At 31.3% G+C, this 25,090-nt stretch carries 24 protein-coding genes and 2 pseudogenes; 19 read left to right on the top strand and 7 right to left on the bottom strand.

The annotated features are described in order from the left end of the window. Positions 1-145: 145 nt before the first annotated feature. Complete coding sequence (locus tag AC3IPI_RS22060) at positions 146-496, bottom strand: 4Fe-4S dicluster domain-containing protein (protein WP_035624858.1); 351 nt, start codon at positions 494-496, stop codon at positions 146-148. Between the two features lie 160 nt (positions 497-656). Here AC3IPI_RS22060 and AC3IPI_RS22065 point away from each other — a divergent pair, with 160 nt between their 5' ends. The 4 genes from AC3IPI_RS22065 to AC3IPI_RS22080 all read left to right on the top strand — a co-directional run bounded on the left by AC3IPI_RS22065 (position 657) and on the right by AC3IPI_RS22080 (position 4,617). After that, positions 657-1,718 carry an acyl-CoA reductase gene (locus AC3IPI_RS22065; RefSeq protein ID WP_489155783.1) on the top strand — a complete coding sequence of 354 codons (1,062 nt, stop codon included), beginning with the start codon at positions 657-659 and terminating at the stop codon, positions 1,716-1,718. A 96-nt stretch (positions 1,719-1,814) separates the two neighbouring features. After that, entirely contained in the window at positions 1,815-2,885 is a 1,071-nt protein-coding gene (serC, locus tag AC3IPI_RS22070) for a 3-phosphoserine/phosphohydroxythreonine transaminase (protein ID WP_489155785.1), read from the top strand. Between the two features lie 121 nt (positions 2,886-3,006). Then, the gene (locus tag AC3IPI_RS22075) at positions 3,007-3,957 is read left to right on the top strand and encodes a D-2-hydroxyacid dehydrogenase (RefSeq protein WP_039112660.1); all 951 of its coding nucleotides are present in this window, start codon (positions 3,007-3,009) and stop codon (positions 3,955-3,957) included. Positions 3,958-4,056: 99 nt separating this feature from the next. Further along, positions 4,057-4,617, top strand: coding sequence for a hypothetical protein (locus tag AC3IPI_RS22080; RefSeq protein WP_489155787.1), 561 nt, complete (start codon positions 4,057-4,059; stop codon positions 4,615-4,617). Positions 4,618-4,942: 325 nt separating this feature from the next. On the opposite strand, the gene AC3IPI_RS22085 is transcribed toward AC3IPI_RS22080, so the two are convergent. Next, a complete protein-coding gene (locus AC3IPI_RS22085) occupies positions 4,943-6,388 on the bottom strand; it encodes an IS1182 family transposase (RefSeq protein WP_489155789.1) in 1,446 nt (481 codons plus the stop codon). A 370-nt stretch (positions 6,389-6,758) separates the two neighbouring features. Here AC3IPI_RS22085 and AC3IPI_RS22090 point away from each other — a divergent pair, with 370 nt between their 5' ends. Together AC3IPI_RS22090 and AC3IPI_RS22095 are read left to right on the top strand one after the other, a co-directional pair. Next, positions 6,759-7,190 carry a DUF6146 family protein gene (locus tag AC3IPI_RS22090; RefSeq protein WP_489155791.1) on the top strand — a complete coding sequence of 144 codons (432 nt, stop codon included), beginning with the start codon at positions 6,759-6,761 and terminating at the stop codon, positions 7,188-7,190. Between the two features lie 32 nt (positions 7,191-7,222). Beyond that, positions 7,223-7,525 carry a DUF6787 family protein gene (locus AC3IPI_RS22095; protein ID WP_039112657.1) on the top strand — a complete coding sequence of 101 codons (303 nt, stop codon included), beginning with the start codon at positions 7,223-7,225 and terminating at the stop codon, positions 7,523-7,525. Here the strand turns inward: AC3IPI_RS22095 and AC3IPI_RS22100 are convergent. Continuing rightward, positions 7,515-7,829, bottom strand: a complete 315-nt coding sequence (locus AC3IPI_RS22100; RefSeq protein WP_039112656.1) for a hypothetical protein — start codon at positions 7,827-7,829, stop codon at positions 7,515-7,517. The two genes, AC3IPI_RS22095 and AC3IPI_RS22100, sit on opposite strands and share 11 nt — an antisense overlap. Before the next feature lie 267 nt (positions 7,830-8,096). Between AC3IPI_RS22100 and AC3IPI_RS22105 the strand changes: the two are divergent. From AC3IPI_RS22105 to AC3IPI_RS22125, 5 genes and pseudogenes are all read left to right on the top strand, one after another. Then, positions 8,097-8,312 (top strand): annotated as a pseudogene (locus AC3IPI_RS22105) (ATP-binding cassette domain-containing protein); the annotation flags it as partial. 213 nt (positions 8,313-8,525) lie between these two features. Next, a pseudogene (locus AC3IPI_RS22110) lies at positions 8,526-8,975 on the top strand (ABC transporter ATP-binding protein); the annotation flags it as partial. A gap of 1 nt (position 8,976) precedes the next feature. Further along, positions 8,977-10,677: an LIC_10190 family membrane protein gene (locus AC3IPI_RS22115; RefSeq protein ID WP_489155794.1), complete on the top strand. Its 1,701-nt coding sequence runs from the start codon at positions 8,977-8,979 to the stop codon at positions 10,675-10,677. Next, positions 10,664-11,428, top strand: coding sequence for a TIGR02757 family protein (locus tag AC3IPI_RS22120; protein ID WP_035625023.1), 765 nt, complete (start codon positions 10,664-10,666; stop codon positions 11,426-11,428). The genes AC3IPI_RS22115 and AC3IPI_RS22120 overlap by 14 nt, the downstream gene beginning before the upstream one ends. 102 nt (positions 11,429-11,530) lie before the next feature. Beyond that, positions 11,531-12,883: a DEAD/DEAH box helicase gene (locus tag AC3IPI_RS22125; RefSeq protein ID WP_409417037.1), complete on the top strand. Its 1,353-nt coding sequence runs from the start codon at positions 11,531-11,533 to the stop codon at positions 12,881-12,883. A 150-nt stretch (positions 12,884-13,033) separates the two neighbouring features. On the opposite strand, the gene AC3IPI_RS22130 is transcribed toward AC3IPI_RS22125, so the two are convergent. After that, complete coding sequence (locus tag AC3IPI_RS22130; protein WP_489155796.1) at positions 13,034-14,143, bottom strand: lactonase family protein; 1,110 nt, start codon at positions 14,141-14,143, stop codon at positions 13,034-13,036. Between the two features lie 153 nt (positions 14,144-14,296). Between AC3IPI_RS22130 and AC3IPI_RS22135 the strand changes: the two genes are divergently transcribed. The 8 genes from AC3IPI_RS22135 (at position 14,297) to AC3IPI_RS22170 (ending at position 23,158) form a co-directional block, all read left to right on the top strand. Further along, complete coding sequence (locus AC3IPI_RS22135) at positions 14,297-15,046, top strand: hypothetical protein (RefSeq protein WP_039112649.1); 750 nt, start codon at positions 14,297-14,299, stop codon at positions 15,044-15,046. Positions 15,047-15,176: 130 nt separating this feature from the next. Beyond that, positions 15,177-17,105: a BatA domain-containing protein gene (locus AC3IPI_RS22140; protein WP_489155798.1), complete on the top strand. Its 1,929-nt coding sequence runs from the start codon at positions 15,177-15,179 to the stop codon at positions 17,103-17,105. Between the two features lie 129 nt (positions 17,106-17,234). Then, positions 17,235-18,491 carry a dihydroorotase gene (locus AC3IPI_RS22145; RefSeq protein WP_489155800.1) on the top strand — a complete coding sequence of 419 codons (1,257 nt, stop codon included), beginning with the start codon at positions 17,235-17,237 and terminating at the stop codon, positions 18,489-18,491. Positions 18,492-18,699: 208 nt separating this feature from the next. Next, entirely contained in the window at positions 18,700-19,026 is a 327-nt protein-coding gene (locus AC3IPI_RS22150; RefSeq protein ID WP_195735211.1) for a hypothetical protein, read from the top strand. 101 nt (positions 19,027-19,127) lie between these two features. After that, positions 19,128-19,772, top strand: a complete 645-nt coding sequence (locus AC3IPI_RS22155; RefSeq protein ID WP_039112644.1) for an alpha/beta hydrolase — start codon at positions 19,128-19,130, stop codon at positions 19,770-19,772. 27 nt (positions 19,773-19,799) lie between these two features. Then, a complete protein-coding gene (locus tag AC3IPI_RS22160) occupies positions 19,800-20,414 on the top strand; it encodes a hypothetical protein (RefSeq protein WP_489155803.1) in 615 nt (204 codons plus the stop codon). An 800-nt stretch (positions 20,415-21,214) separates the two neighbouring features. After that, complete coding sequence (locus tag AC3IPI_RS22165; RefSeq protein ID WP_489155805.1) at positions 21,215-22,456, top strand: alpha/beta hydrolase-fold protein; 1,242 nt, start codon at positions 21,215-21,217, stop codon at positions 22,454-22,456. Positions 22,457-22,588: 132 nt separating this feature from the next. After that, the gene (locus AC3IPI_RS22170) at positions 22,589-23,158 is read left to right on the top strand and encodes a cysteine hydrolase family protein (protein WP_489155807.1); all 570 of its coding nucleotides are present in this window, start codon (positions 22,589-22,591) and stop codon (positions 23,156-23,158) included. Positions 23,159-23,323: 165 nt separating this feature from the next. On the opposite strand, the gene AC3IPI_RS22175 is transcribed toward AC3IPI_RS22170, so the two are convergent. Genes AC3IPI_RS22175 through AC3IPI_RS22185 form a run of 3 tightly spaced genes read right to left on the bottom strand, consistent with a single transcriptional unit; the run spans position 23,324 to position 25,086 of the window. After that, positions 23,324-23,761 carry a hypothetical protein gene (locus tag AC3IPI_RS22175; protein ID WP_489155809.1) on the bottom strand — a complete coding sequence of 146 codons (438 nt, stop codon included), beginning with the start codon at positions 23,759-23,761 and terminating at the stop codon, positions 23,324-23,326. 47 nt (positions 23,762-23,808) lie between these two features. Further along, the gene (locus tag AC3IPI_RS22180; protein ID WP_039117146.1) at positions 23,809-24,309 is read right to left on the bottom strand and encodes a hypothetical protein; all 501 of its coding nucleotides are present in this window, start codon (positions 24,307-24,309) and stop codon (positions 23,809-23,811) included. Positions 24,310-24,321: 12 nt separating this feature from the next. Then, the gene (locus AC3IPI_RS22185; RefSeq protein ID WP_489155811.1) at positions 24,322-25,086 is read right to left on the bottom strand and encodes an MBL fold metallo-hydrolase; all 765 of its coding nucleotides are present in this window, start codon (positions 25,084-25,086) and stop codon (positions 24,322-24,324) included. Positions 25,087-25,090: the final 4 nt, after the last annotated feature.

Consider the following 25,090-nt stretch of genomic DNA (forward strand, 5'->3'; position numbering starts at 1 on the left):
GCTTTGTTAAAAAAATTAACCGCTATAAAACTACAAATAAAACATTAAAAACCAATACAATACAAAAAAAAGGTTATATACAAAAAAATCCTGAGCGTAAACTCAGGATTTTCTTTATGTTTAAAATCTAAAAAGACTTAAGTATTTATTCGTTATGTAAAAACGCTTGTCTGTTTAATAGCGTCTCTTCATCTTCTACATGATTATCATCTGGTACACAACAATCTACAGGACATACTGCCGCACATTGTGGTTCATCATGAAAACCTTTACATTCAGTACATTTACCAGGAACGATATAATAAACTTCGTCAGAAATAGGAGTCTGAGCATCATCTGCGTCAACTTCTGTACCGTCTGGCAAAATTACTTTTCCTTTTAAAGCTGTTCCATCCTTGTATCTCCAATCATCAGCACCTTCATAGATTGCTGTATTTGGGCACTCTGGTTCACAAGCACCACAATTGATACATTCGTCGGTTATAATTATTGCCATTGTTTTTTAGTCTTAAAGTTAAAAGCCTTAAAGTTATCAAAGTCAAAAAAAACAAAAAAGAGCATTTTAGCGTTTTGACTTAATGACTTTTGACTTTCGACTTATTTATCCTTATTTTTGTGCAAAATTACAATCAAAACTATTCATATACAAATTACTTATGTTACAAAACGAAAAAAAACAATCTTTTATAGAACTGGGCAAATTTTTGAGCCAATTTTCAGAAAATGATTGTAAAAAACACAATAATGTTTTAAGTAATGACTTGTTTTTTGATGATTTCATAAAACTGATTCACTTGTCTCAATCACATAACGGTTGGTACACTCCTGAACAAGTTTTTTTTTCTATCCAATCATGGGCCAATGCTTTAACAGAAGAGAACCTTAACAAATGGCTTTCTGCTTATTCTTTTGACTCTGTTAAAGAAGGTAAAAACGTAGCCTTAATACTAGCTGGAAACATTCCGCTAGTTGGTTTTCATGATTTTCTATCTGTTTTAATTACTGGACATAATGTCTTGGTAAAAACATCTTCTAATGATCAACATTTACTTCCTTTCTTGGCGAAATATCTTATTGCTATCAATCCTGATTTTGCTAATAAAATCACTTTCGTGGAAGGAAAACTAGAAAATTTTGATGCTGTAATTGCTACAGGAAGTAATAATACGGCACGTTATTTTGAATACTATTTTAAAGATAAACCTTCGATTATTCGAAAAAGCAGAAACTCTATTGCCGTTTTAAACGGAAAAGAAACTAAAGAACAACTTATTGCTTTGGGCGAAGATATATTTAGATATTTTGGTTTAGGATGTCGAAATGTTTCTAAGCTATTTGTTCCTGAAGGATATAAATTTGATGCTTTTTTTGAAGCAATTTTCGAATATCAGGATGTTATTCATTATGAAAAATACGCTAACAATTACGATTACAATAAGGCAGTTTTCTTAATGAGTAATTTTAAATTACTAGATAATGGCTTCTTAACTTTAAAAGAAGATACAAGCCACGCCTCTCCTATTTCGAGTGTTTTTTATGAAACCTACAATAATATTGAAGATTTAAAACAAAGATTACAAGCTGAGAATGAGCAAATTCAATGCATTGTAAGCGATAACCTGATAGAAAACAGCATTTTATTTGGAAAAACGCAAACTCCTGATTTGTGGGATTATGCAGACAATATAGATACTATATCGTTTTTGTTAATAACATAAGTTAAAATCTGATAATTATTGCGAATAATTTAACGATTTTTCGGGCGCTATTACCGAAATTTGCGTTTCTAAAAAATATTGGAATTTAACTACACCATGAAAAAACACAACTACAGCGCAGGACCAAGTATCTTACCTCAAGAAGTTTTTGAGAAAGCATCAAAAGCTATTTTAAATTTTAATGACTCAGGATTATCAATTTTAGAAATTTCGCACCGAAGTAAAGATTTCGTTGCTGTAATGGAAGAAGCTCGTTCTCTTGCTTTAGAATTATTAGAACTTCAAGGAAAAGGATATCAAGCCCTGTTTTTACAAGGTGGTGCAAGTACAGCATTCTTAATGGCTCCTTATAACTTGATGAAAGAGAATGGTAAAGCAGCTTATTTAGATTCTGGAACTTGGGCAACTGCCGCTATAAAAGAAGCAAAACTTTTTGGAGAAACTATTACTGTAGCTTCATCTAAAGAAGAAAACTACAACCATATTCCAAAAGGTTACGAAATACCTGCCGATGCAGATTATTTTCACTGTACAAGTAACAATACCATTTTTGGAACTCAAATGAAAGAATTCCCTACAACGAGTGTACCAGTAGTTTGCGACATGAGTTCGGATATATTTTCTCGTAGTTTAGATTACTCAAAATTTGATTTAATTTATGCTGGAGCTCAAAAAAATATGGGTCCTGCAGGAACTACTTTGGTAGTTATTAAAGAAGAAATCTTAGAGAAAAACGGTAGAACAATTCCTAGCATGTTAGATTATGCTAAACATATTAAAGCAGAAAGTATGTATAATACTCCTCCTGTTTTTGCAGTTTATGTTTCATTATTAACATTACAATGGATTAAAGAAAAAGGTGGTGTTGCAGCCGTTGAGAAATTAAACGACGCAAAAGCGGCGCTACTTTATGCAGAAATTGATAGAAACCCTTTATTTAAAGGTGCTGCAGTTGTAGAGGATCGTTCTAACATGAACGTTACTTTCTTATTAAACAATCCTGACCATACTGCAACATTTGATGCTATGTGGAAAGAAGCTAACATTTCTGGTTTACCAGGTCACCGTTCGGTTGGTGGTTACAGAGCATCTATATACAATGCAATGCCTATAGAAAGCGTTCAGGTATTGGTAGATGTAATGAAAGCTTTAGAAACAAAGATTTAAAAATTAAAATATTGAATGATTTAAAGATTTATTTCTACACTAAATCATTCTATTTCTTTATTTAAAAATTCAGATTGAATATTTTAATTATTAAATTTTTCAATCTTTAAATATCAAAAAAATGAAAGTATTAGCAAATGACGGAATTTCTAAAAGTGGAATTCTAGCTTTAGAAAAAGGTGGATTTGAAGTTATAACTACAAAAGTGGCTCAGGAACAAGTAGCTAATTTTGTAAACGAAAACAACGTAGATGTAGTTTTGGTACGTAGTGCTACCAAAGTACGTAAAGATATTATTGATGCTTGCCCAGGATTAAAAATTATTGGTCGTGGTGGTGTTGGTATGGATAACATTGATGTTGACTATGCAAAAAGCAAAGGAATTCATGTAATTAATACTCCAGCTTCTTCATCTGAATCTGTGGCTGAATTAGTTTTTGGACACTTATTTAATGGAGTTCGTTTTTTACACGATTCTAACAGAAATATGCCCTTAGAAGGTGATACAAACTTTGATGGTTTGAAAAAAGCGTATGCAAATGGTACTGAATTAAGAGGTAAAACTCTTGGTATCGTTGGTATTGGTCGTATTGGTCAAGCTACTGCAAAAATGGCTCTTGGTTTAGGTATGAAAGTTATCGCTGCTGATAGTTTTATTCCTAAAGTAGACGTTAAAGTTGAATTCTTTGACGGTCAATCTATCACGACAACAATAGAATCTCAATCATTAGAATCTTTATTTAAAGAAGCTGATTTCATCACTTTACACGTTCCTGCTCAAAATGGTTACATCATTGGAGAGAAAGAATTTGAAATCATGAAAGATGGTGTTGGAATCGTAAATTGTGCTCGCGGAGGTGTTATCGACGAAGTGGCACTAGTAAAAGCATTGGATAGCGGAAAAGTATCGTTTGCTGGTTTAGACGTTTTTGAAAGCGAACCAAAACCAGAAATGGCTATTTTAATGCACTCAAAAATCTCTTTGACTCCACACATTGGAGCCGCAACTGGAGAGGCACAAGACAGAATTGGTACTGAACTAGCTTCACAAATTATTACTTTGTTGAGTTAAGTAATTAAAAAATAGTTTAACTTTAAAGGGATTTACTGCGCATTGTAGTAAATCCCTTTCTTTTTATTAAATTTGTCGTCTAATCTAAATGTAAACATCATGTTTGAACAATTAACCCAATTAGTGCAACAATACGGAGGCAGTGCAGTCGTAAACAACCCCGCTGTTCCTAATGAACACAATGAAGCTGTAATAAGTGAAACAAGTAATTCTATTTTTGCAGGATTGCAAAAAATTGCTTCGGAAGGTGGCGCAGAACAACTCGCCAGTTTATTTAGCGGAAAATCACCTATTGACAGTTCGAACCCTGTTGTACAACAAATAACACAACAGTTGTCTGGTAATCTTGGAGAAAAATTTGGATTAAGTAGTGAAGCATCAACTGGTGTTGCTGCAGGTATGATTCCGCAAATTTTAGGTTCTCTTGTAGGGAAAGCAAAAGACTCAAACGATAGTAGCTTTCAAATTTCAGATATTATTACTGCTATTTCTGGTAACGGAGGACAAGCTTCGGGTATTATGGATGCAATTTCTAAATACGGAACTCAATTTGGCTTAGACCAAAATGGTGATGGGAAAGTAGATGTTAGCGATGCTATGGCACTAGGAAACAAAAGCGGTGGCATAGGTGGTTTACTAGGTAAATTATTCGGGAAATAGGTCTTTTTAGGAAGGTACTGAGGTGCTAAGGCTCAAAGGCACAAAGGTTTCTTGTAGAGACGCACCGTAGTGAGACTAAAAGTTTCTAAATTCTAAGTTAAAAAAATAATCAAAAGCTAGTCCCAATAAAGGAGGGCACTGAAAAACATCCCTTATTTTAATCAGGTTTATTTTTTAGACAATGAAAAAACGCTTATAACAGGATTTAAAAATATCCGTTGTAAGCGTTTTTCGTTTTATATCTGTTTTTGATTTCCAGCTATATGTATCGATTTTTGATTTATAGAGGGGCATTTTGTGTAGGCATACTTATTTTATAAATTTCTTACATTAATTTCAGTATTCTTTTTAAGTTGACTGTAAAAATAGCCATTGCTCCTTGCATTTGCATATTGGCAATGCCGTACGATATTGCTCTATCATAGCCATGTACGTTTTTTAACTCACTATTTTTAGCCTCTATTTTGTATCGATGTTTTGCTTTTTCTTTGAAATAATCCGTTTCTTGAAAGGCGATTTGTTCTTGGTGTAAGTCTGATTTTATCCTTACACAGTAGGTTTTTGTTTTTGCCCCTTTATAACACCCCTGTTTTAAAGAACAAGATTTGCATTTTTCGACATCGAAATAGTAGGTATATGTTTGATTTTTTCCAACATTTTTTTTGCCCTGTCTAGCTTTTCGTATAGCCATATGTCCTGCAGGACAAACCATTCTATCGGCATCTTTATTATATTGAAATTTATCTTCCTCTTTTCTTGTCCCATTTGCTACTGAAACATTTAACTTAGCTACAACTCTAATATTTTTCCCATTTGCTCGCTTGAGATTTTCTGTTCCTGAATAAGCTCCATCACCAATAATGGTATTTACATCAATTCCGTTTTGCTGACTAATCTCTAAGAGTTTTGGTAACTCTGGACCATCTGCTTTCTCTCCTGAGGTAACTACAGCCGCTGTGATGATTCGCTCTTCGGTCATCGCTAAATGAGTCTTGTATCCAAAGAAAGAGCTATCTGCGGATTTATGACCTGTTTTAGCATCTATATCTTTTGATAAGATAAAATTTTCCTGAGTATCTTCTATAGTTTCTTTAAGCAGATTTAGCTTTTCTTTTACAGCAGGTATAGAACTCAAAGATTCTTCTTTTTCTATGCGCTGCTCCAGTTCTTTACAATAGGCTAATTCTTTTTCTAATTCATTGGTATTGTTCTTCTCGGGCATATGCTCTTTGAATTGGTCATCAAATAAATATACTGTTTTTCGTAGAAGTTTAGAGCGCTCTCTTAATACATCAATTGCTGCAAATGGATTTGATCTTGATAAAGTGTGTGTAGCATCAACTATAATAGACCTGGATCTGATGATTCCCTTTTCGACGGCTATAGATACTGTTTTACCAATGAGTAGATTTAATAAGTCCGTATCCTTCAGGCGAAGTTTACGAAATTTCGTTAAAGAACTTGGATTAATAACACTCTCCTCTGGTGTCATTTCTAAGAAATACTTAAAAGACATATCAAAACGTGAACGTTCTACTACATCAACATCCGAGACATCATAAATTGTTTTTAGAAGTAAATACTTAAACATACGCACTGGGCTTTCTGCTGTGCGACCATTAGTGATGCAATATTTATTTAGCAACTCATCGTAGATGAATGAGAAGTCGATGAGTTCGTTGATTTTTCTAAGGAGATTATCCTGAGGAACAATTAAATCATATAATGAGGAATAGGGACTAAACTGAATTTGTTGCTGTTGAATTAACATCTAAAAAGCCTTATGATTACACTCAAAAGATACAAAAAAAGGAGCAGAAACTTTTAGCTTCTACTCCTTTTAATTAACAATTTATTCGTGAAAAGACTTTTTCAGTGCCCTCCATAAATGTAAACAGCTTTTTTTGTGGGTATGTTTCTTGATGTTTTTATTACCAAAACATTCTGTATCTGAATGTTTTAGACGCACTACCGTGCGTCTCTATTAAAACCTTTGTCTCTTTGAAACTTTTAGTCCCACTACGGTGCGTCTCTACAGAAAACCTTTGAACCTTGGCTCCTCAGAACCTCCCTTGAAAAAACTGTTAAATAAGAAAAGCCTTCGCTGATTTTTTTGTAAATTTATATCTCATTTTTAAGCCATGAAAAATAGTATCTACATATTGCTTATTCTATTTGTTATCGTTGCGTGTTCTACTCAAAAAACAAGTATGGCTGTTACAAAACAACCTGCTACATCGGTAAACGATACAGTTCGTATTGCAAACGACGATTTAGAATATGAAGTAATTATAATAGACAACGGTTTTAGTACCTGGCTAGCTTCTACAGCATTACCTCGAAATTATTATTCACAAGCTTATCTTGAAAATAAAAACCAACAATATGTACGTGAATGGAATAACAGGGTTTCACAACCACAACGTTTCAGTCCGAATCTGTACGAAATGAGAATTGATTACGACCCTACAATTAATTATGGATACGAGGTAAATTACTTAATTTACAACTACATGATTTATTTTCAAAATACTTACAAACAAAAGCTAGCAGGATATGTCCCATCAAGATAATGTTACTATATTTGTATTCATTATAAATAGAAATGAATAAATTAAAACAACGTTGGGGGATTACTTCTAATTTTCAACTCACTATCATATTTATTGTATTTGCTATAACCGGTTCTACTTCGGCATGGTTATCAAAACCTTTTTGCGTTTGGTTAGGAATTACAAAAGAAGATTTTGGCTTTTGGTTTACCCTTATCCGCTTAATAATTATTTTCCCTATCTACCAAGTATTACTTGTAGCAATAGGAGCTATTTTTGGGCAATTCCGTTTTTTCTGGAACTTCGAGAAAAAAATGCTTAAAAATATGGGGCTAGGTTTCTTATTTAAAGAATAATATCGTTATCAATATGCTTATCTTTCTTTTGAATAAAATAAGTATAAACCCATGTTAGGGTAAATGAAGGGATAATATCTGTAAACGGAAGTATCTCTTCGACAAAAGTTAAGATTCCTGCCACCTTCCCTACTCGACCTTTATACATATAAGTCATTAAGAAACCAGCTAGTGGCGCCCAAATAACATCGGCAAATTCCCCTAAAAAAGGAATTGTAAAACTCACCATTCCGATTGCATCAAAAAGCAATCCTAATAAAAGTTTTTTTGTTCTCTCGTCTTTCACAAGTGTTTTTTCTTCCATTTTAATATATATTAAAACCTGAGTTACTTCAAATATAATTCATTTTGAACAGATTGTCTATTTATTTTTTTCGAATAAACTTATCATTCTGTAACCATTAATCAAATTTCATTCCTAAAATAATCTTCATCAAAAAGAGATTTCTTTTTTTAGAATCCTCTTTCCTTTTTTTACAATTTACTTTTACCAAAAAATGTTCCTAAAATTCTGTTACAACACATTTTTATATCGGTAGAATCTTTGTTTCTTTGTAAAAACAGTTTCGTAATGATAAAGGCAAAAAATATACATAAATTCTATGATCAACTTGAAGTTTTAAAAGGAGTTGATTTGCATATAAAAAAAGGAGAAATTGTTTCTATCGTTGGAGCTTCTGGAGCAGGAAAAACAACACTTTTACAAATTTTAGGAACATTAGACAAACCTGAAAGAAATAAAGAATCCTCTCTAACTATAAATGGCGAGAATATTTTAGCACTTCAGGATGTAGAAAATGATAATTCGAAACAAGAAAAAAGGCTTCGAATTGTTACTTGGATAGGAGGAATTTACGCTGTAGTTTTAGCCATATACTTATTATTTTTTAGATCAAAAATAGGAGATGATTTGCTTGGAACAGTTACCTTAGTATCAATATTTTTACCAATAGTATCTCTATTTATTTATTACTTTAGATATTTTAAAGAGAAAAGTAAAAAAGACAAAACATTGTCTGAATTTAGAAATCTGAATTTAGGTTTCATCTTTCAGTTTCACCAATTATTACCTGAATTTACAGCATTAGAAAACGTTTGTATACCCGCATTTATATCCAATAAATCTAAAAGCGAAATAGAAAAAGAAGCTAAAAAACTTTTAGAATATCTAGGTTTATCTCACAGAATACACCATAAACCAAATGAACTTTCGGGTGGAGAACAACAACGTGTTGCAGTTGCCAGAGCATTGATTAACAAACCCGATGTTATTTTTGCCGATGAACCTTCAGGGAATTTAGATACTCATTCTGCAGAGAATTTACATCAATTATTCTTCCAGCTTCGTGACGAATTTGGACAAACTTTTGTTATCGTAACTCACAACGAAGAACTTGCTAATATGGCCGATAGAAAACTAGTAATGGTAGATGGGCAAATAATATCCTAAAATGATTTTAATTCTTTTAAGCTGGATTTATATTCTTTTCACAACCATAAATCTTGGTTTAGAAACTGATAAGATTCTACGATTAAAGAATTCAAACTTTGTAATTCTCTCTATTCTAGGTCTTTTTACAGTAACTATTCTTGCGAGTATTTGGGCTATTTTTGGCAGGATAAATATTGAGTTCCATCTTTTTCTTTTAATAGCAAATATTGGAATCTGCCTAAAGTTAAAAAAGGAAATTAAAGTTATTTACACCTCATTTTTTAAAGAATTACGATCTTTAGATAGATCCTTAAAAATAGCTTTAATTAGTATAACTCTTTTAATTTTAGCTCAATGCGCATCAATTCCTTACATAATAGATAATGAATCTTATTACATACAAACCATTAAATGGATTAATGAATATGGTTTTGTAAAAGGTCTTGCCAATTTACATCTTTTTCTTGCCCAAACAAGTGGTTGGCATATTACCCAAAGTGCATTTAATTTTTCGTTCTTGTATGATAAGTTTAATGACTTAAGCGGATTTTGTCTTTTGCTAGGGAATATTTATGCCATTTTACATCTTAATTCTTATTTCAAAAATAAAGAAATCAATTACCTAGTAATTGGGTTGCTGCCTTTGGCAAATCTTTTCTTTTTCTCTTTTATTAGTTCTCCTTCCCCCGATTTACCTGTTTATATCTTATCGTTAATTATCTTTTTCAGCTTCTTAAGCAGCTATAAAAATCTTAATATTGAGACATTTAACACCGTTTTTATTCTAGTTGTTTTTGCGATATATATTAAAACAACAGCAATTGCACTTATCTTGATTCCGCTGTTATTATTTATAAAACACTACAAAATTTTAATTCCAAGAATAGCAAAACCCTTAAGCATTGGGATGCTTGTTTTCTCTTTATTTTTAATAAAAAACACCATTATTAGCGGATATCCCTTATTCCCTATAACACTAAATATATTCCATTTTGATTTTCAAATTCCTATATCAATGGCGCATTTTTATTATGATGAAACTAAACGGGCAGCTTTTTCGATTACACAAAATGAATTCGATACTATGAGTGTATTCGAAATCTTTAAAACATGGATTTCAAGGCCCGCATTACATGGCTTATTTAATAAATTGATTGTATTATTACTTATAATCATGCCTTTTTTAATCTTTAAATTTTTCAATAAAAAAACATTTTGGGTTTTATATGGCGTTTTTGTTTTTCAAATAATATTGCTCTTATTATCCTCACCACAATATAGATTCTTCATGAATTTCATATTGCTATTTTCATTTCTAATAGCGAGTCTTATTCTTAATAATCGAAACAGGATTATTCTTGTTCTTTATATATCATTATCAATACTGGCATTTATTGTAGTCATTCCAATTAATTTAAAAGTATTTACAACAAATACTTTTTTAACGAGTAATAGTACCTTCTCTATAAGCAACATCGTTTATCCATATAAAAACTCCAAATTTGATACCGAATGCAAACCCATCATCAATGGCAATTTACGATACAATTCTCCTGTAGATAATTCTTTTTTCTGGGGAACCGGAGATGGTGCAATACCTTGCGTTAATAAAGAACAGATTAAATATTTTGAGGCTTATTACAAGATAAAACCTCAAATGCGAACAACTAATTTAAAAGATGGCTTTTACGCTAAAAACATATCAAATGAATCAAACTGAGCTTAAAGATTTCCTTGACGAAAAAGTCATTCAATATAACAATCAGGATTTTATAGAAAGTGATCCGGTACAGATTCCGCATTTATTTTCACAAAAAGAAGACATTGAGATTGCTGGTTTCCTGAGTGCAACAATTGCTTGGGGAAATCGCAAAATGATTATTAAAAACTCACACCAAATGATGGAATTAATGGGTAACACGCCCTACGATTTTATCATGAGTCACAACGATGAAGACATAGCAAGATTAGAAAATTTTGTACACCGCACCTTCAACGGAAAAGACTTTGGAAGTTTTATAAAAGGATTGCAACACATTTATAAAAATCATGGAGGTTTAGAAGCTATTTTCTCTAAAAATCAGGAAAAAGATAGTTTGCAAAAAAGCATTCACGAATTTAAAAAAGCATTCTTTGAAATCGATCATTTACAAAGAACTCAAAAACACATTTCAGACCCTTTAAACAATTCGGCAGCCAAACGCATTAATATGTACCTAAGATGGATGGTTCGCCAAGATACAAAAGGAGTAGATTTAGGAATATGGAAAAATATTTCGCCTGCAAAACTTTCTTGTCCGCTCGATGTACATTCTGGAAATGTTGCTCGTAAACTAGAACTGCTTTCGCGAAAGCAAAACGATGGTAAAGCACTGGCAGAACTAGATTTAAATCTCCGCAAAATGGATCCACTTGACCCCGTAAAATACGATTTTGCATTATTTGGACTAGGCGTTTTTGAAGGCTTTTAAGATTGATAATTAGATTGTTATATCACTAAATCAACAGATGATTCCAAGATTCTAGTGAACTAACCATGATTTTAATGTACCTTTGCACAAAATTTAATGCAAATGAGCACTTTCGAGACATTCAATCTTCCTAAATCCGTACAAAAAGCAATCGATGAATTAGGCTTCGTTACGCCTACTCCTATCCAGGAAAAATCTTTTTCTGTAATTATGTCCGGTCGTGATATGATGGGAATTGCACAAACCGGTACAGGTAAAACATTTGCCTATTTATTGCCTTTATTAAAACTATACAAGTTTACTCCAACCAATACGCCAAAAATTGTAATCCTTGTTCCAACACGTGAATTAGTAGTTCAGGTTGTAGAAGAAGTTGAGAAATTAACCAAATACATGTCGGTTAAAACATTAGGTATTTTTGGTGGTGTAAATATCAATACACAAAAGAAAGCTGTTTACGAAGGAATCGATATTTTGGTGGGAACGCCAGGACGAACTATGGATTTAGCCTTAGATGCAGTGGTTCGTTTTGATGAAACTCAAAAACTAGTTATTGATGAGTTTGACGAAATGCTTAATCTTGGTTTCCGTACGCAATTAACAGCACTTTTGGCAATGATGAAAACCAAACGTCAGAACATATTGTTTTCTGCAACGATGACAGATGAAGTTGATGCGGTTTTAAATGACTTTTTTGATTTTCCTGAAGAAGTTACACTTGCAGCATCTGGAACACCATTAGAGAACATTGAGCAAATTACATACAACGTTCCTAACTTTAATACCAAAGTAAACTTACTGAAACACTTATTACAAACTAACGAAGACATGAGTCGTGTCCTGGTATTTGTAAACAATAAGAAGATTTCGGATATGCTTCATGACCGTATCGAAGAAGATTTTGAAGGTCAGTTTGGAGTAATTCACTCTAATAAATCACAAAATTATCGTTTGAGTACGATGGCTTCTTTCCAAGAAGGAAACCTACGCGGACTTATAACTACCGATATTATGGCGAGAGGTTTAGATATCTCTAATATTACTCACGTTATAAACTTTGAACTTCCTGAATTCCCTGAATTGTATATGCACAGAATTGGTAGAACTGGTCGTGCCGATGCAACAGGAACTGCAATAAGCTTTATCACGCCACGTGAAGAGGAGTTTAAAGTAGAAGTAGAAGTTTTAATGAACAGAGAACTTGAGATTGCCGATTTCCCTGAAGAAGTAGAAGTTTCGATAAAACTAATTGAGCCTGAAAAAGACAGACAACCCGTTAAGTTCTTGATGAAAAAACAAAAACTTGATGGTGACGGAGCTTTTCATGATAAAGCCAAAAAGAACAAGAAAATCAACTTGGGAGGCCCTTCTAAAACTAAAAAGAAAACGCACGGATCTGTTAACAGAAACATGCTAAAAACAAGAGATAAGAAAAGAAAAGATAAGAATAAATAGATTTTCTTAAATTCCAAAAATTAAAAATTCCAAATTCCAATGCTGTTACGCCTGGAATTTGGAATTTTTTTATTGGATTTTTTTCTTTTTATATTTTACGCACAAGATAGAGAAACCTTTAAGCCTTTATAACTCTGAACCTTTAATAAACTAAATTTTCGTAAAAACTAAACCAACTGGCGCGCACATCTCAATTCTCTTTCCTGTATCTGTAAGCTTTCCAGTATCCCTATCTCTTTTAAATACTACAATATTATTGGTGTATTGATGTCCTACCAAAAGGAATTTCCCTGTAGGATCTATAGAAAAATCTCTTGGTCCTTTTCCTAATGTACTTACCTGATCTACTAATTCAATTTTTCCATTTTTAAGAATTTTATAAACTGAAATATTATTAGCATCTACACGATCAGATACGTATAAAAATTTACCGTCAGGCGAAATTTTGATAGCTGCTGCTCCTGTTCCTCCCTTAAAATCTTTAGGTAGAATATTTGTTTCAGCGATTAATTTCAAACTTCCGTTTTTATCATAACTAAACGTAGTTAAGGTAGCATCTAATTCTTGAATTAAATACACAAACTTCCCGTCTTTGCTAAACGTTAAATGTCTTGGACCGCTTCCTACTTTTACATCAACACTTCCTTTTAAAGTAAGAATTTTATCTTTTGAAGTTGGATTGTAATTGTAGATAAAAACTTTATCAAGACCTAAATCATTCGATAAAACATATTTTTTGTCAGGCGAAAAATAAACCATATGCACGTGAGCGCCTTCTTGTCTTTGTGGGTTAACTCCTTTTCCTGTATGTTGAATCACTTGTTTTGCTTCCGAAATTCCTTCGGCAGTCTTTTTAAATACTGAGATGTTTCCTCCAGAATAATTAGCTGTAATTACATTTTCTCCATCATTAATTAAGTAACAAGGATCTGCCCCCATTGCTTTTTGCTTGTTCAAAAAAGTAACCTTTCCTGATGCAGGTACATATCCAAAAGCACTAACTGTACTTTCAGCTCCACTTTCGTTAACAGCATAAATAAATTTATTATCTGCAGAAACCGATAAATAACTTGGACTTACGGTACTTTCTGACGTGTTTTTTAATTTAGATTCACCCGAATTAGTATCGAATTCATACACATAAATACCTTTGCTATCACAACTATTAGTGTAAGTTCCTACTAATAAATTAACTTTGTTTTGCGCCTTTAAATTTGTAACAGCAAAAGCCACTAAAAGTAGTATATATGTTCTTTTCATAGTATAAAAATGTTTTTTTGAGTATGCTAAAATACTCAATATTATCAATAGAGGTTGTTTTTTTTATAACAAATGGAATCTCAAAAATTAAATTGTACTTTTGTTTTTAATTAAGAATATTCTTCTTTTTTATTTTAAATCAAAACATTACAAATGAAACAACTTTCAGTTTTATTATTACTTATGATTATTTCTAGTTGCAATGCTCAACAACCAGAAATATTTGGAGAAAAGCCTTTAAATCTTAAAAATAAAATATTTGATTTAAACATTCCCGTTTTTTTTCCTGAAAAATATAAGTTGAAAAATAATCCCGAATATTATGAAATCCCTATAAATAATAATTTAGGGATTGATTTACATACGCAATTAATTAAGAAAGACACACTATTTATTAACGATGATGGTACGCTTGATAATTCTAATTTTACAAAAAACAAAACTTCAAAATGGATTGTATATACTAAAAAGAATTACTCTTCTATAGATACCGTAGCAGTGTATGAAAAATTTCCTTTTCAAGCTATAAACGTACTGACTACATTAGACAATAAACTAATCTTAGTGAGTGGATTAATTGATGAAATTAGCTTAGAAAATTCAAACAAATTCATTCATCTATTAATCTCAGATTATGGCAAACCAATTATAACTAAAAGCAAAGTATTTTCTAAAAATATAATTATTTATACTTGGGTAAATGATGATAAGTTATTGAAATATTGCACTTTTTTAAATAATGAAAGTAATACTATAGTTATAGAAGTTGACAAAGATAATTCTATTATAAAAAAAGGAGATAAAACGCCTCATCTTGAAGGATATTTTTATATTGCAAAAAAAGAATTTACTAACCACCTAATAGGTAATATAAATGTGGGAGATTTTGCTTTTTTTGATTAGATAAAAACTGAGCAACATACTTATTTTCAATAAAAAATAATCTTTAAAACCTTTAACTCTAAACAAATTTGTATTTTTGACCAGCATCTTCGCGAAAAATAAAACGTAGTGAAATAAACTAAACTTTAGAATGCATTTTAAACATCCCGAAATTTTATACTTTCTGTTCTTATTGATTGTTCCTATTTTGGTTCATTTATTTCAATTACGCCGTTTTAAAAAGTCCTATTTTACCAATGTTCGACTTTTAGCAAAACTCTCTATTCAAACCCGAAAAAGTTCCAAGATTAAGAAATGGCTATTACTAGCTTCACGTTTATTATTACTTACTTGCCTTATTCTTGCCTTTGCTCAACCTTTTTTTACAGCAAAAGACAGCAAAAATGCCAATAACGAAATGTATATCATTCTTGATAACTCGTTTAGTATGCAAGCTAAAGGCAAAAAAGGCGAACTACTAAAACGTGCCGTTCAGGAATTATTAGAGAATACGCCCGAAAATGCTCAATTTTCTTTATTGACTAACACTGATAATTATTGGAATACCGACATAAAATCAGTTCGTAACTCATTGCAAAGTCTAAATTATAGCGCAACTCCTTTTGAACTGGATAATATAATAGCAAAAGTTAAAGCTCGTAAATCGGCCTTTAAAAAAGACATTATCATTATTACAGATGCAGTAGGACTGGACGAAAAACAATTAAAAAATATTAACTCCGAAGATGCTCCTTATTTTATAATTCCAAAAGCTGAGCAAAAAAACAATGTGGCGATTGATAGTGTTTTTATCAATCAGACATTGGATAACTTTTATGATATAGGTATTAATTTATCTGGATATGGTGATGATTTCAAACCTATTTCTATGTCTTTATTCAACAATGGCAAACTAATAGCTAAAACCATTGTAAACTTTGACACTAAAAAGAAGAAAGTTAATTTTACCATTCCTAAACAAGCTTTTCATGGCTATGTAGCTATTGAAGACAATGGTTTAGAATACGACAATAGATTGTATTTTAGTATTTCTGACCCTAAAAAAACCAATGTTATTAGTATTGGAGATCCTGCAAAAAGTAATTTCTTATCCCGCATTTATACTTCGGAAGAATTCAACTACCACAATTTTGATATACGTTCGCTTAATTACAATAGTCTGGATAAACAAGACGCAATTGTCTTGAATGAGCTAGAAGAAATTCCGCAAGCATTACAAACCACTTTAAAATCATTTGTATCCAAAGGTGGAAACGTTATTATTATTCCATCAGAAAAAATGGCTGTAGCCAATATGAATTCGTTTTTATCAAATTTTGGTAAAGTGCAAATGGGTTCACTTGAAAACAAAGAAAAACTGATTACCAAAATCAACTTCGATCATCCTATATTCTCAGGTGTTTTCGAAAATAAAATCAAGAACTTCCAATATCCAAAAACGAAGAGTTCGTTCCCTATTACAAGTTCTTATTCATCGGCTTTGTCCTATGAAGATCAAAGTGCATTTTTAACTTCGATACAAAATCAAGTTTCAGCAGTTTCCGTTTTTTCAGCACCTATAAACAGTATTAATTCTAACTTTCAGCAATCACCTTTAATTGTTCCTGTTTTTTATAAAATGGCACAAAGCAATCAGAAATCTGGAATAGTAGCAATAACAATTGGCAATAATCAGCCTTATTTTGTTGAAGCCTTATTATCTAAAGATGCAATTCTGGAAGTACGAGGAACTGATGAACAATTTATTCCGATTCAACAGATTTTAAATAATAAAGTAAAAATCGTTTTCAACGATTATCCTGAACAAGCTGGTAATTATACCATTTACAATAAAAAAGAAGCATTAGAGAACGTAAGTTTTAATTACAAACGAAGCGAAAGTGATTTAAGTCAAATCAATTCAAATCTAGTTTCTGATTACAAAACTGCCGATACGATTTCGACAATTTTTAACACCTTACAAACTGAACGAACTGACAATCAAATTTGGAAATGGTTTGTTATCTTTGCATTGTTATTTTTAGCACTAGAAATGGCAATTATCAGGTTTGTGAAGTAATTTTTTACAACTAAGACATTAAGAAAATTAAGTTTTTCCTTTATCAACTTAATTCCTTAATGGTTCAAATAAATTAAGCTTTACTATTTTAAAACTTAATTGTTTCAATTAAAATAAATTTATCTACATATGAAAATAATCATCCGTGAAGCAAAAATTATAGATTCTAAAAGTCCGTTTCATAATAAGACTGCAGATATTTTAATTAAAGATGGTTTAATCGAAAAAATAGGAACTTCACTTACTAATACTGAAAATGCCGAAGAGATAAAACTCGACAATTTACATATTTCGCAAGGATGGTTTGACAGTAGCGTTTCACTTGGAGAACCAGGTTATGAAGACCGCGAAACAATCTCAAACGGATTAAATGTAGCTGCAAAAAGTGGATTTACCGCCATTGCTTTACAACCTAACTCCTACCCGATTATTGATAACCAATCACAAGTTAATTTTGTAAAAAACAAAGCCAATGGTTTTGCTACAGAACTTTTCCCAATAGGAGCTTTAACCAAAGCTAGCGAAGGAAAAGATATGGCCGAACTATTTGACATGAAAAAAACCGGAGCGGTAGCTTTTGGTGATTATAATAAAAGCCTTGACAATGCCAACTTACTAAAGATTGCATTGCAATATGTACAAGATTTTGATGGTTTGGTAATTGCTTACTCGCAAGATCAAAATATAAAAGGAAATGGTGTTGCCAATGAAGGAATCGTTTCAACAAAATTAGGATTAAAAGGAATCCCAGATCTTGCTGAAGAATTACAAATCGTTCGCAACTTATTTTTATTAGAATATACAGGAGGAAAACTTCATATTCCAACTATTTCGACTGCTAAATCGGTTCAATTAATTAAAGATGCTAAAGCAAAAGGACTAAACGTAACAACTAGTGTTGCTGTACATCATTTGGTTTTAACCGATGAAAAATTAGAAGGTTTTGATACCCGTTTTAAAGTTACGCCACCATTACGAACTGAAACTGACAGACAAGCGTTGCTTAAAGGTGTTCTAGACGGAACTATCGATATGATTACATCTGATCATAACCCGATTGATATTGAATTCAAAAAAATGGAATTTGATATGGCGAAAAACGGAACTATTGGTTTGGAAAGTGCTTTTGGTACTTTACTAACTGTATTGCCACTAGAAACTGTAATCGAGAAACTAACATTAGGAAAGTCAGTTTTTGGTATTAAAAACGACACAATTACCGAAGGTTCTAAAGCAAATATCACGTTGTTTAATCCTAATGGAGAAAGTGTTTTCGCAAAAAGCAATATCTTATCTAAATCTAAAAATTCTGCCTTTTTGGGAATTCAATTAAAAGGTTCTGTTTACGGAATCGTGAATCAGAATCAATTGGTATTAGAAAAATAATAAAAAATTAAAATTTTACCATTAAGAGATTAAGAAAAATTAAGTTTAATTAATACACCTAATTTCTCAATGGTCGAAAAACCTTTTTAATCTAAACAATTTGATGCAAAAAAAGATAATCATTAAAGAATTAAGAAAAGTCAACTTAATTTTTCTTAATCTCTTAATGGTTTAAAACAAATTGTTAAAACAACTATAAAACACAAGAATGAACAACTCAATCGAAGAAGGAAAAACTCCTGCTATTACCAGTTATATATTAATTATTGGTGTTTTAATCGCGATGTCGATGAACTCTGAAAATAAAAATAGCTTTGCTTCTTTTCATATACGTCAGGCGTTAGGGTTATCGTTAACTTTTATCTCCTTCGGACTTATCATAAGCAACTTTGACAGCTTTATGATTACTTTCCCAATGTGGATTTGTATCTCTATTTTATGGACATACGGGATTTTCAGTGCCATAAAAGGCGAAACTAAACCAGTACCATTGGTTGGTGCTCTTTTTCAAAAATGGTTTAAAAGCATCGGTTAAAATCAAATTCTAATCCAGAAATTTCACTATAAATCCTAATAATCTTTGTCAAAGTTTAAAACTTTGACAAAGATAGAATCTCAAAATTGAATACTAAAAAAATGAATTTATCTTTAGAATATAAAATAAGAGAACCAAAAGTTATCTTAGACAAAAATCCACTATTACTATTACTTCACGGATATGGCAGCAACGAAGAAGATTTATTTTCTTTTGCCAGCGAACTTCCTGATAATTATTATGTTATTTCGGCTAGAGCTCCTTATGATTTACAATATGGTAGTTATGCATGGTATGCTATTAATTTTGATGCAGATCAAAACAAATTCTCTGATAACGAACAAGCTAAAACATCACGTGATTTAATTGCAAATTTCATTGATGAGTTAACTGCAAATTACCCAATCGACTCAAACAATATAACTTTAATTGGCTTTAGCCAAGGATCTATTTTAAGTTATGCAACAGCACTTTCTTATCCTGAAAAAATCCAGAGAGTAGTTGCAATGAGTGGTTATTTTAATGATGAAATCATCAAAGATGGTTACGAGAAAAACGACTTCAAAAACTTAAAAATATTTGCTTCTCACGGAACTGTAGATCAGGTAATCCCTATTGATTGGGCTAGAAAAACACCTGCAATTCTAGAAAATCTAAATATTCCAGTTTCTTATAAAGAATATCCAGTAGGACATGGAGTTGCACCTCAAAATTTCTTCGATTTTAAAAATTGGCTAGCACAATAGTTTACAGTATTCAGTCACTTTTTTAAGTTGAAAAAAACAATCAAATATAAATCAAAGAGTAATTATAAAATCCTTAATTCCAAGAACATCTTTATAATTACTCTTATTGTCATAAGCTTAACAATCCTATCTGTTTGGCTTTTTGGCCTTGGAAATCATAATTCTGTTTTTGAAAATTCATTACTATCTACAACAATTTTATCCTTAGCTTTCTTCTTTTTTATTACAATCGGATTGTATAGAGGAGTAAAAATAAAAGATAATTTAGGCAAAATAACTGATCGTTTTGAATCAAAAAAATTAGATTTTTTAAGAGACTTAGCTGCAGAAGGAAGTTTATCTTCTGCTCCTGATGTTGGCGAAGGCATTTTAGAAGCTCTTATCGGTCTGATTTTATGGTTTTTTATGGCAATTATAATCAGTTATTTATTTTGGGCTTTTGGAGCAATAATATGGATTTCTATTCTAACTTTTATTGCAATGCTTTATTGGATTTTTTTTAGAGCTTTAAGGCTTATCTTTAAAAAATCATCCATATGTAAAGATTCATATTCAAAAAGTTTTTTTTATGGTTTTAGTTTTACAATACTATATAACTTTTGGATTTATATAATCATTTTTATGACTGTATCTCTTTTTTGAAAATATTTCAGTTGTAATTTTTAAATTCTATCAAATACTGTAAAAATTTATTTAATTTTAAAAATTAGCTGAACTCGAAATAAGATTTTTTACTTAATTCAGTTCTAAAACAATAACAAAAAACACAATTATGGGAATAGAAAGTTTAATTGGTTTTATTTTACCAATAGTATTAATTGCCGGTGGTCTTTTTATAAAAAACACTAAAAATCCGAACTTCCAAACTTCAAAAAAATATTGGAAGATATTATTCATTTTAGGGATTCTAAATTTATTAATGAAATTATATCTTCTATTTTTTCTTTAATATCAGTTTTGATATTTTGAATTGTCTCCAGCCTTAGCTGGAGTAATAATATATTGACTTTAGTCAAAATGCCCCGTTATTTTGACTAAAGCCACATTTATAAACAATTCTTAAACCTCCAACTAAAGCACAATGTCATTAAGTTAAGAAAAAAACTTTTAATACTGCACTGAATAAATCTCTCGCCAAGCCGCCAAGTTTAATCCTAAAATCTTTGCGCTTTTGCGAGAAAATAATTAACCATGATCAGTTCAAAAAAGCTTAACTTAATGACATCGAACTAAAGCAGGAGGCAATTCAAGAATAGAAATAGGAATTTAAACTCACTTTTTACATTTCCTTTTTACAACACACATTTCACCTTCTCGCTTTTTTTTACATTTTACTTCTCACTTTTTACATATAATAATAAATCATCTTATCTTTAAACTATTATACTTTGTAACAAATAACAAAGTATAAGACTAACTCGATAAACCTGATTTAACTAACCATGAAACAACTATTATTTTCACTGCTTTTTATTGGCACTTCTTTTTTCGCAAAAGCACAATCGGATAACAAAATTACTATTGGTACGATTGAAACCATTCATTCTAAGATACTAAATGAAGATCGAAAAGTTTGGATATATGTCCCAGATGGTTATACCAAAGGCGCACCCAAAACTGAGAATTATCCCGTTCTTTATTTATTAGATGGAAACGTACATTTCACTTCTATTGTTGGTATGACGGAGCAATTAAGTACCATGAACGGTAACACAATTTGTCCAAAAATGATTGTAGTGGGAATACTCAATACTGACAGAGCCCGTGATTTAACTCCTACTCATATCGAATCTGATTTGCCAATGATGACTAGTGAAGCGAGTAAAACTAGTGGCGGAAATGAAAATTTTATTGCATTTATTGAAAAAGAATTAATACCATACGTTGAAACCAACTATCCTACTGCTCCATACAAAATGCTAATTGGTCATTCTTTTGGCGGTTTAACAGTTATAAATACACTTGCAAATCATACTAATTTATTTAATTCTTATGTTGCTATCGACCCAAGTATGTGGTGGGACAAACAGAAATTTTTAGAGCAAAGCAAAAAAACATTTGCTGAGAAAAAATTCAAAAACACTAGTTTATTTTTAGGTATTGCAAACACGATGGAAGCAGGAATGGACACTCTTAGAGTAAAGAAAGATACTACTCAAGTTACAAGACACATTCGTTCAATATTAGATTTAGCCAATGATTTAAAAAAGAACAAACAAAACCAATTACACTTTGAATACAAATATTATGATAAAGACAGTCATGGTTCTGTTCCGTTTATTGCCGAATATGACGCACTTAGATTCATTTTTGATTTCTATAATCTGAACTTGACTATTACTGATTTAATGGAAACAGGGATGGCATTACCTACAAAAATTGAAAAACATTATCTAAATGTATCTGAAAAAATGGGGTATAAAATACCACCTCCCGAAGCTCCTATTAATCAATGTGGATATATGGCACTAGGCAGAAAGAACTTAGCTCAAGCCGAGTATTTTTTCAAACTAAATGTAAAAAACTATCCAGAAAGCGCTAATGTATATGATTCTCTAGGAGATTATTATAAACAAGTGAATGATAAAACTAATGCAATAAGCAATTACAAAAAAGCGTTATCCATCAACAAGGAAAGTGCCGAAACGAAACAAAAACTGGAAGAACTTCAAAAAGGAAAATAACGCATAAAAGTCTCCTTTTAAACTAAAAAAATGATAAAAACAGTGTTGGCTTTATTGTGTGAAAATTTGATTTTCATCTCCCTTTTCACTTTTCCCTTTTCACTTTTTTACAACATCAATTAAACTATAAAAATGAAAATATCTAAACTTGACAATCCTGCATTAATTCTAATTGATATCCAGAAAGGTTTTGATAATATAGAATATTGGGGCGGAGAACGCAATAATCCAAATGCTGAAAAAAATGCAAGTGAGCTTCTCGAAATCTGGCGAGCTAATAAATTACCTATTTTCCATATTCAGCATTGTTCCTCTAATCCAAATTCATTACTTCATGAAACCAATCCTGAAAATGCATTTAAAGATATTGTAAAACCTTATTTAGGAGAAACCGTAATTCAGAAGAATGTAAATAGCGCTTTTATTGGTACCAATTTAAAAGAACAACTTGATGATGATAAAATCGATACGCTTGTTATTGTAGGTTTAACAACCGATCATTGTGTTTCGACAACTACAAGAATGGCTGGGAATTTTGGTTATAATACCTTTCTAATTTCTGATGCAACTGCCACTTTTAATAAGAAGGGATTGAATGGACAGGAATTTAGTGCCGAGACAATTCACGAAACTGCTCTTGCTAGTTTAAACGAAGAATTTGCTCAAGTAGTAACAACCGATTTTATAAAACAGAATATTTAGATTGTGAAATGTGGTTTGTAAAATGAGAAATGTAAGTTGTGAAATGAACTATTAAGTCAAAAAATATCATTACTACTATAAAAATAAGAAAGGCGAGAATTACTTCTCGCCTTTCTTGTTTTGTCTTTTTTATAATCTGTAAACTGCAACTAGATACTGCAAACTTTACTCTCCTGTATAAATAATCTTTCCAGCTTTTTTAAGTACGTAACCTTTCCAAGGTATTAACTCATAATCTCCATTGATCCAAGGTTCTCCTTCGGCTTTACGCTCTAAAATAATTGTTCCATCTTCAGTATCAAGAAAAAGTTCGGCTTTGTTTCCGTCTTTTTCAAAAATAACATAAGCAACTGTTGAATACGTTTTACCGTCTTTGGCATGCTCTAACTTTGTAGCTACTTCAAACAATCGTACACATTCATTTTTAACAACCGACCAAGTATAACCAGCAGATCCTTTACATCCATGTGCATCCGAATCTCCTCCTACAATACGCTCGGGTTTAGCTTCTTCCTTGATAGGTTTTGTTTCTTCTTGAGAAACTTTTTTAGCACAAGAAAATGTAAGACCTATAATAATCGAAAATAAAAATACTTTTTTCATATGTTCTATTTATTAGTTGTTACAATTATTACACTGTGTTAGGAATCCTATTTTTGGTATAATAATGATTGATTTACTTCAAAAGTAATACTTTCATCATTATTAACAAAGTATTTTAATAAGACTTCTCCCCATATTTCTCCATCGCTAAAATCTGCAATAATCCATCTATGATTTAAAACCTTAACTTTATTGATGATAAATTTATTGGCGCCTATTTGGTCTTGTCCTGTATATGGGTTCCCTTTTGGATTCGCATTTAGATCCATTAATTTCTCAGTAACAATAGGAATTAGTTTCTCGTACTGAATAGTTTTAGAAGCATCTGCTGAATCAAAGTAATTTTGGGCGTTTTGATTATTCTCTAATGAAAAGTAATTGGCTTCGTTTAATTTAGTTTCTACTAAATTAAGGCTATCTCTAAGCTTTTTAGTTGTTTTAACATAACGTTCCTGTTCGAACTTTACTTCTTTACTATAAAACATATAGGTAAATATATTCATAAGTATCGCAATGATAAAAAGGTAAAGCAATAGGGATTTTTTCATTTTTAAATGTAATTAAATTGTGATTTCTAAATTATCATAGGCTAGAAAAACATTTTTAGGCAGCATTTTTTGTACCTCTTCATGAAATCCTAATACATGACTAATATGTGTTAAATAAGCCTTTTCTGGCTGAACCAAAGTTATAAAATCTAAGGCTTCCTGCAAATTAAAATGTGTATCGTGTGGCTCAACACGTAATGCATTTATCACTAATACTTTTAAGTTTTTTAGTTTCTTGATTTCGACTTCTTCAATAGTTTTTACATCTGTTAAATAAGCAAAATCATCAATTCGATACCCAAAAACCTGTAAATCTCCGTGCATAACATTTACCGGAATTGCCATTTTATCACCCACAGCAAATGGCTTATCATTAACGACCTCGATTGTTTTTACAGATGGTGCTCCTGGATATTTATTTACGGTTTCAAAAACATAATCAAAACGTTTTTTTAAGTTACCAATAACACGCTCGTGTGCATAAATTGGCATTTCGCCTTGTCTGAAATTGTACGGACGTATATCGTCCAAACCTGCAGTGTGATCTGCATGCTCATGTGTAAATAAAATTGCATCTAATTTCTGACAGTTACAAGATAACATTTGTTGCCTGAAATCAGGACCACAATCTATAACATAAGAATGGTCATCCCAACTAATCCAAATCGATACTCGAAGCCTTTTATCCTTAGCGTCAGTACTTTTGCATACAGGATGATCTACCCCTATTATCGGAATGCCTTGTGATGTGCCTGTGCCTAAAAAATATACCTTCAATTGT

Source organism: Flavobacterium sp. GL_143, assembly GCF_057834355.1.

What these genes read in the sequence shown, in the direction of transcription:
- AC3IPI_RS22115 (WP_489155794.1), top strand. Translation starts at nt 8,977, where the DNA reads ATGATTTTAATTCTTTTAAGCTGGATTTATATTCTTTTCACAACCATA.
- AC3IPI_RS22125 (WP_409417037.1), top strand. Translation starts at nt 11,531, where the DNA reads ATGAGCACTTTCGAGACATTCAATCTTCCTAAATCCGTACAAAAAGCA.
- AC3IPI_RS22085 (WP_489155789.1), bottom strand. Translation starts at nt 6,388, where the DNA reads ATGTTAATTCAACAGCAACAAATTCAGTTTAGTCCCTATTCCTCATTA.
- AC3IPI_RS22100 (WP_039112656.1), bottom strand. Translation starts at nt 7,829, where the DNA reads ATGGAAGAAAAAACACTTGTGAAAGACGAGAGAACAAAAAAACTTTTA.
- AC3IPI_RS22075 (WP_039112660.1), top strand. Translation starts at nt 3,007, where the DNA reads ATGAAAGTATTAGCAAATGACGGAATTTCTAAAAGTGGAATTCTAGCT.
- AC3IPI_RS22140 (WP_489155798.1), top strand. Translation starts at nt 15,177, where the DNA reads ATGCATTTTAAACATCCCGAAATTTTATACTTTCTGTTCTTATTGATT.
- AC3IPI_RS22155 (WP_039112644.1), top strand. Translation starts at nt 19,128, where the DNA reads ATGAATTTATCTTTAGAATATAAAATAAGAGAACCAAAAGTTATCTTA.
- AC3IPI_RS22135 (WP_039112649.1), top strand. Translation starts at nt 14,297, where the DNA reads ATGAAACAACTTTCAGTTTTATTATTACTTATGATTATTTCTAGTTGC.
- AC3IPI_RS22130 (WP_489155796.1), bottom strand. Translation starts at nt 14,143, where the DNA reads ATGAAAAGAACATATATACTACTTTTAGTGGCTTTTGCTGTTACAAAT.
- AC3IPI_RS22080 (WP_489155787.1), top strand. Translation starts at nt 4,057, where the DNA reads ATGTTTGAACAATTAACCCAATTAGTGCAACAATACGGAGGCAGTGCA.
- AC3IPI_RS22170 (WP_489155807.1), top strand. Translation starts at nt 22,589, where the DNA reads ATGAAAATATCTAAACTTGACAATCCTGCATTAATTCTAATTGATATC.
- AC3IPI_RS22145 (WP_489155800.1), top strand. Translation starts at nt 17,235, where the DNA reads ATGAAAATAATCATCCGTGAAGCAAAAATTATAGATTCTAAAAGTCCG.
- AC3IPI_RS22060 (WP_035624858.1), bottom strand. Translation starts at nt 496, where the DNA reads ATGGCAATAATTATAACCGACGAATGTATCAATTGTGGTGCTTGTGAA.
- AC3IPI_RS22120 (WP_035625023.1), top strand. Translation starts at nt 10,664, where the DNA reads ATGAATCAAACTGAGCTTAAAGATTTCCTTGACGAAAAAGTCATTCAA.
- AC3IPI_RS22180 (WP_039117146.1), bottom strand. Translation starts at nt 24,309, where the DNA reads ATGAAAAAATCCCTATTGCTTTACCTTTTTATCATTGCGATACTTATG.
- serC (WP_489155785.1), top strand. Translation starts at nt 1,815, where the DNA reads ATGAAAAAACACAACTACAGCGCAGGACCAAGTATCTTACCTCAAGAA.
- AC3IPI_RS22090 (WP_489155791.1), top strand. Translation starts at nt 6,759, where the DNA reads ATGAAAAATAGTATCTACATATTGCTTATTCTATTTGTTATCGTTGCG.
- AC3IPI_RS22175 (WP_489155809.1), bottom strand. Translation starts at nt 23,761, where the DNA reads ATGAAAAAAGTATTTTTATTTTCGATTATTATAGGTCTTACATTTTCT.
- AC3IPI_RS22095 (WP_039112657.1), top strand. Translation starts at nt 7,223, where the DNA reads ATGAATAAATTAAAACAACGTTGGGGGATTACTTCTAATTTTCAACTC.
- AC3IPI_RS22065 (WP_489155783.1), top strand. Translation starts at nt 657, where the DNA reads ATGTTACAAAACGAAAAAAAACAATCTTTTATAGAACTGGGCAAATTT.
- AC3IPI_RS22165 (WP_489155805.1), top strand. Translation starts at nt 21,215, where the DNA reads ATGAAACAACTATTATTTTCACTGCTTTTTATTGGCACTTCTTTTTTC.
- AC3IPI_RS22150 (WP_195735211.1), top strand. Translation starts at nt 18,700, where the DNA reads ATGAACAACTCAATCGAAGAAGGAAAAACTCCTGCTATTACCAGTTAT.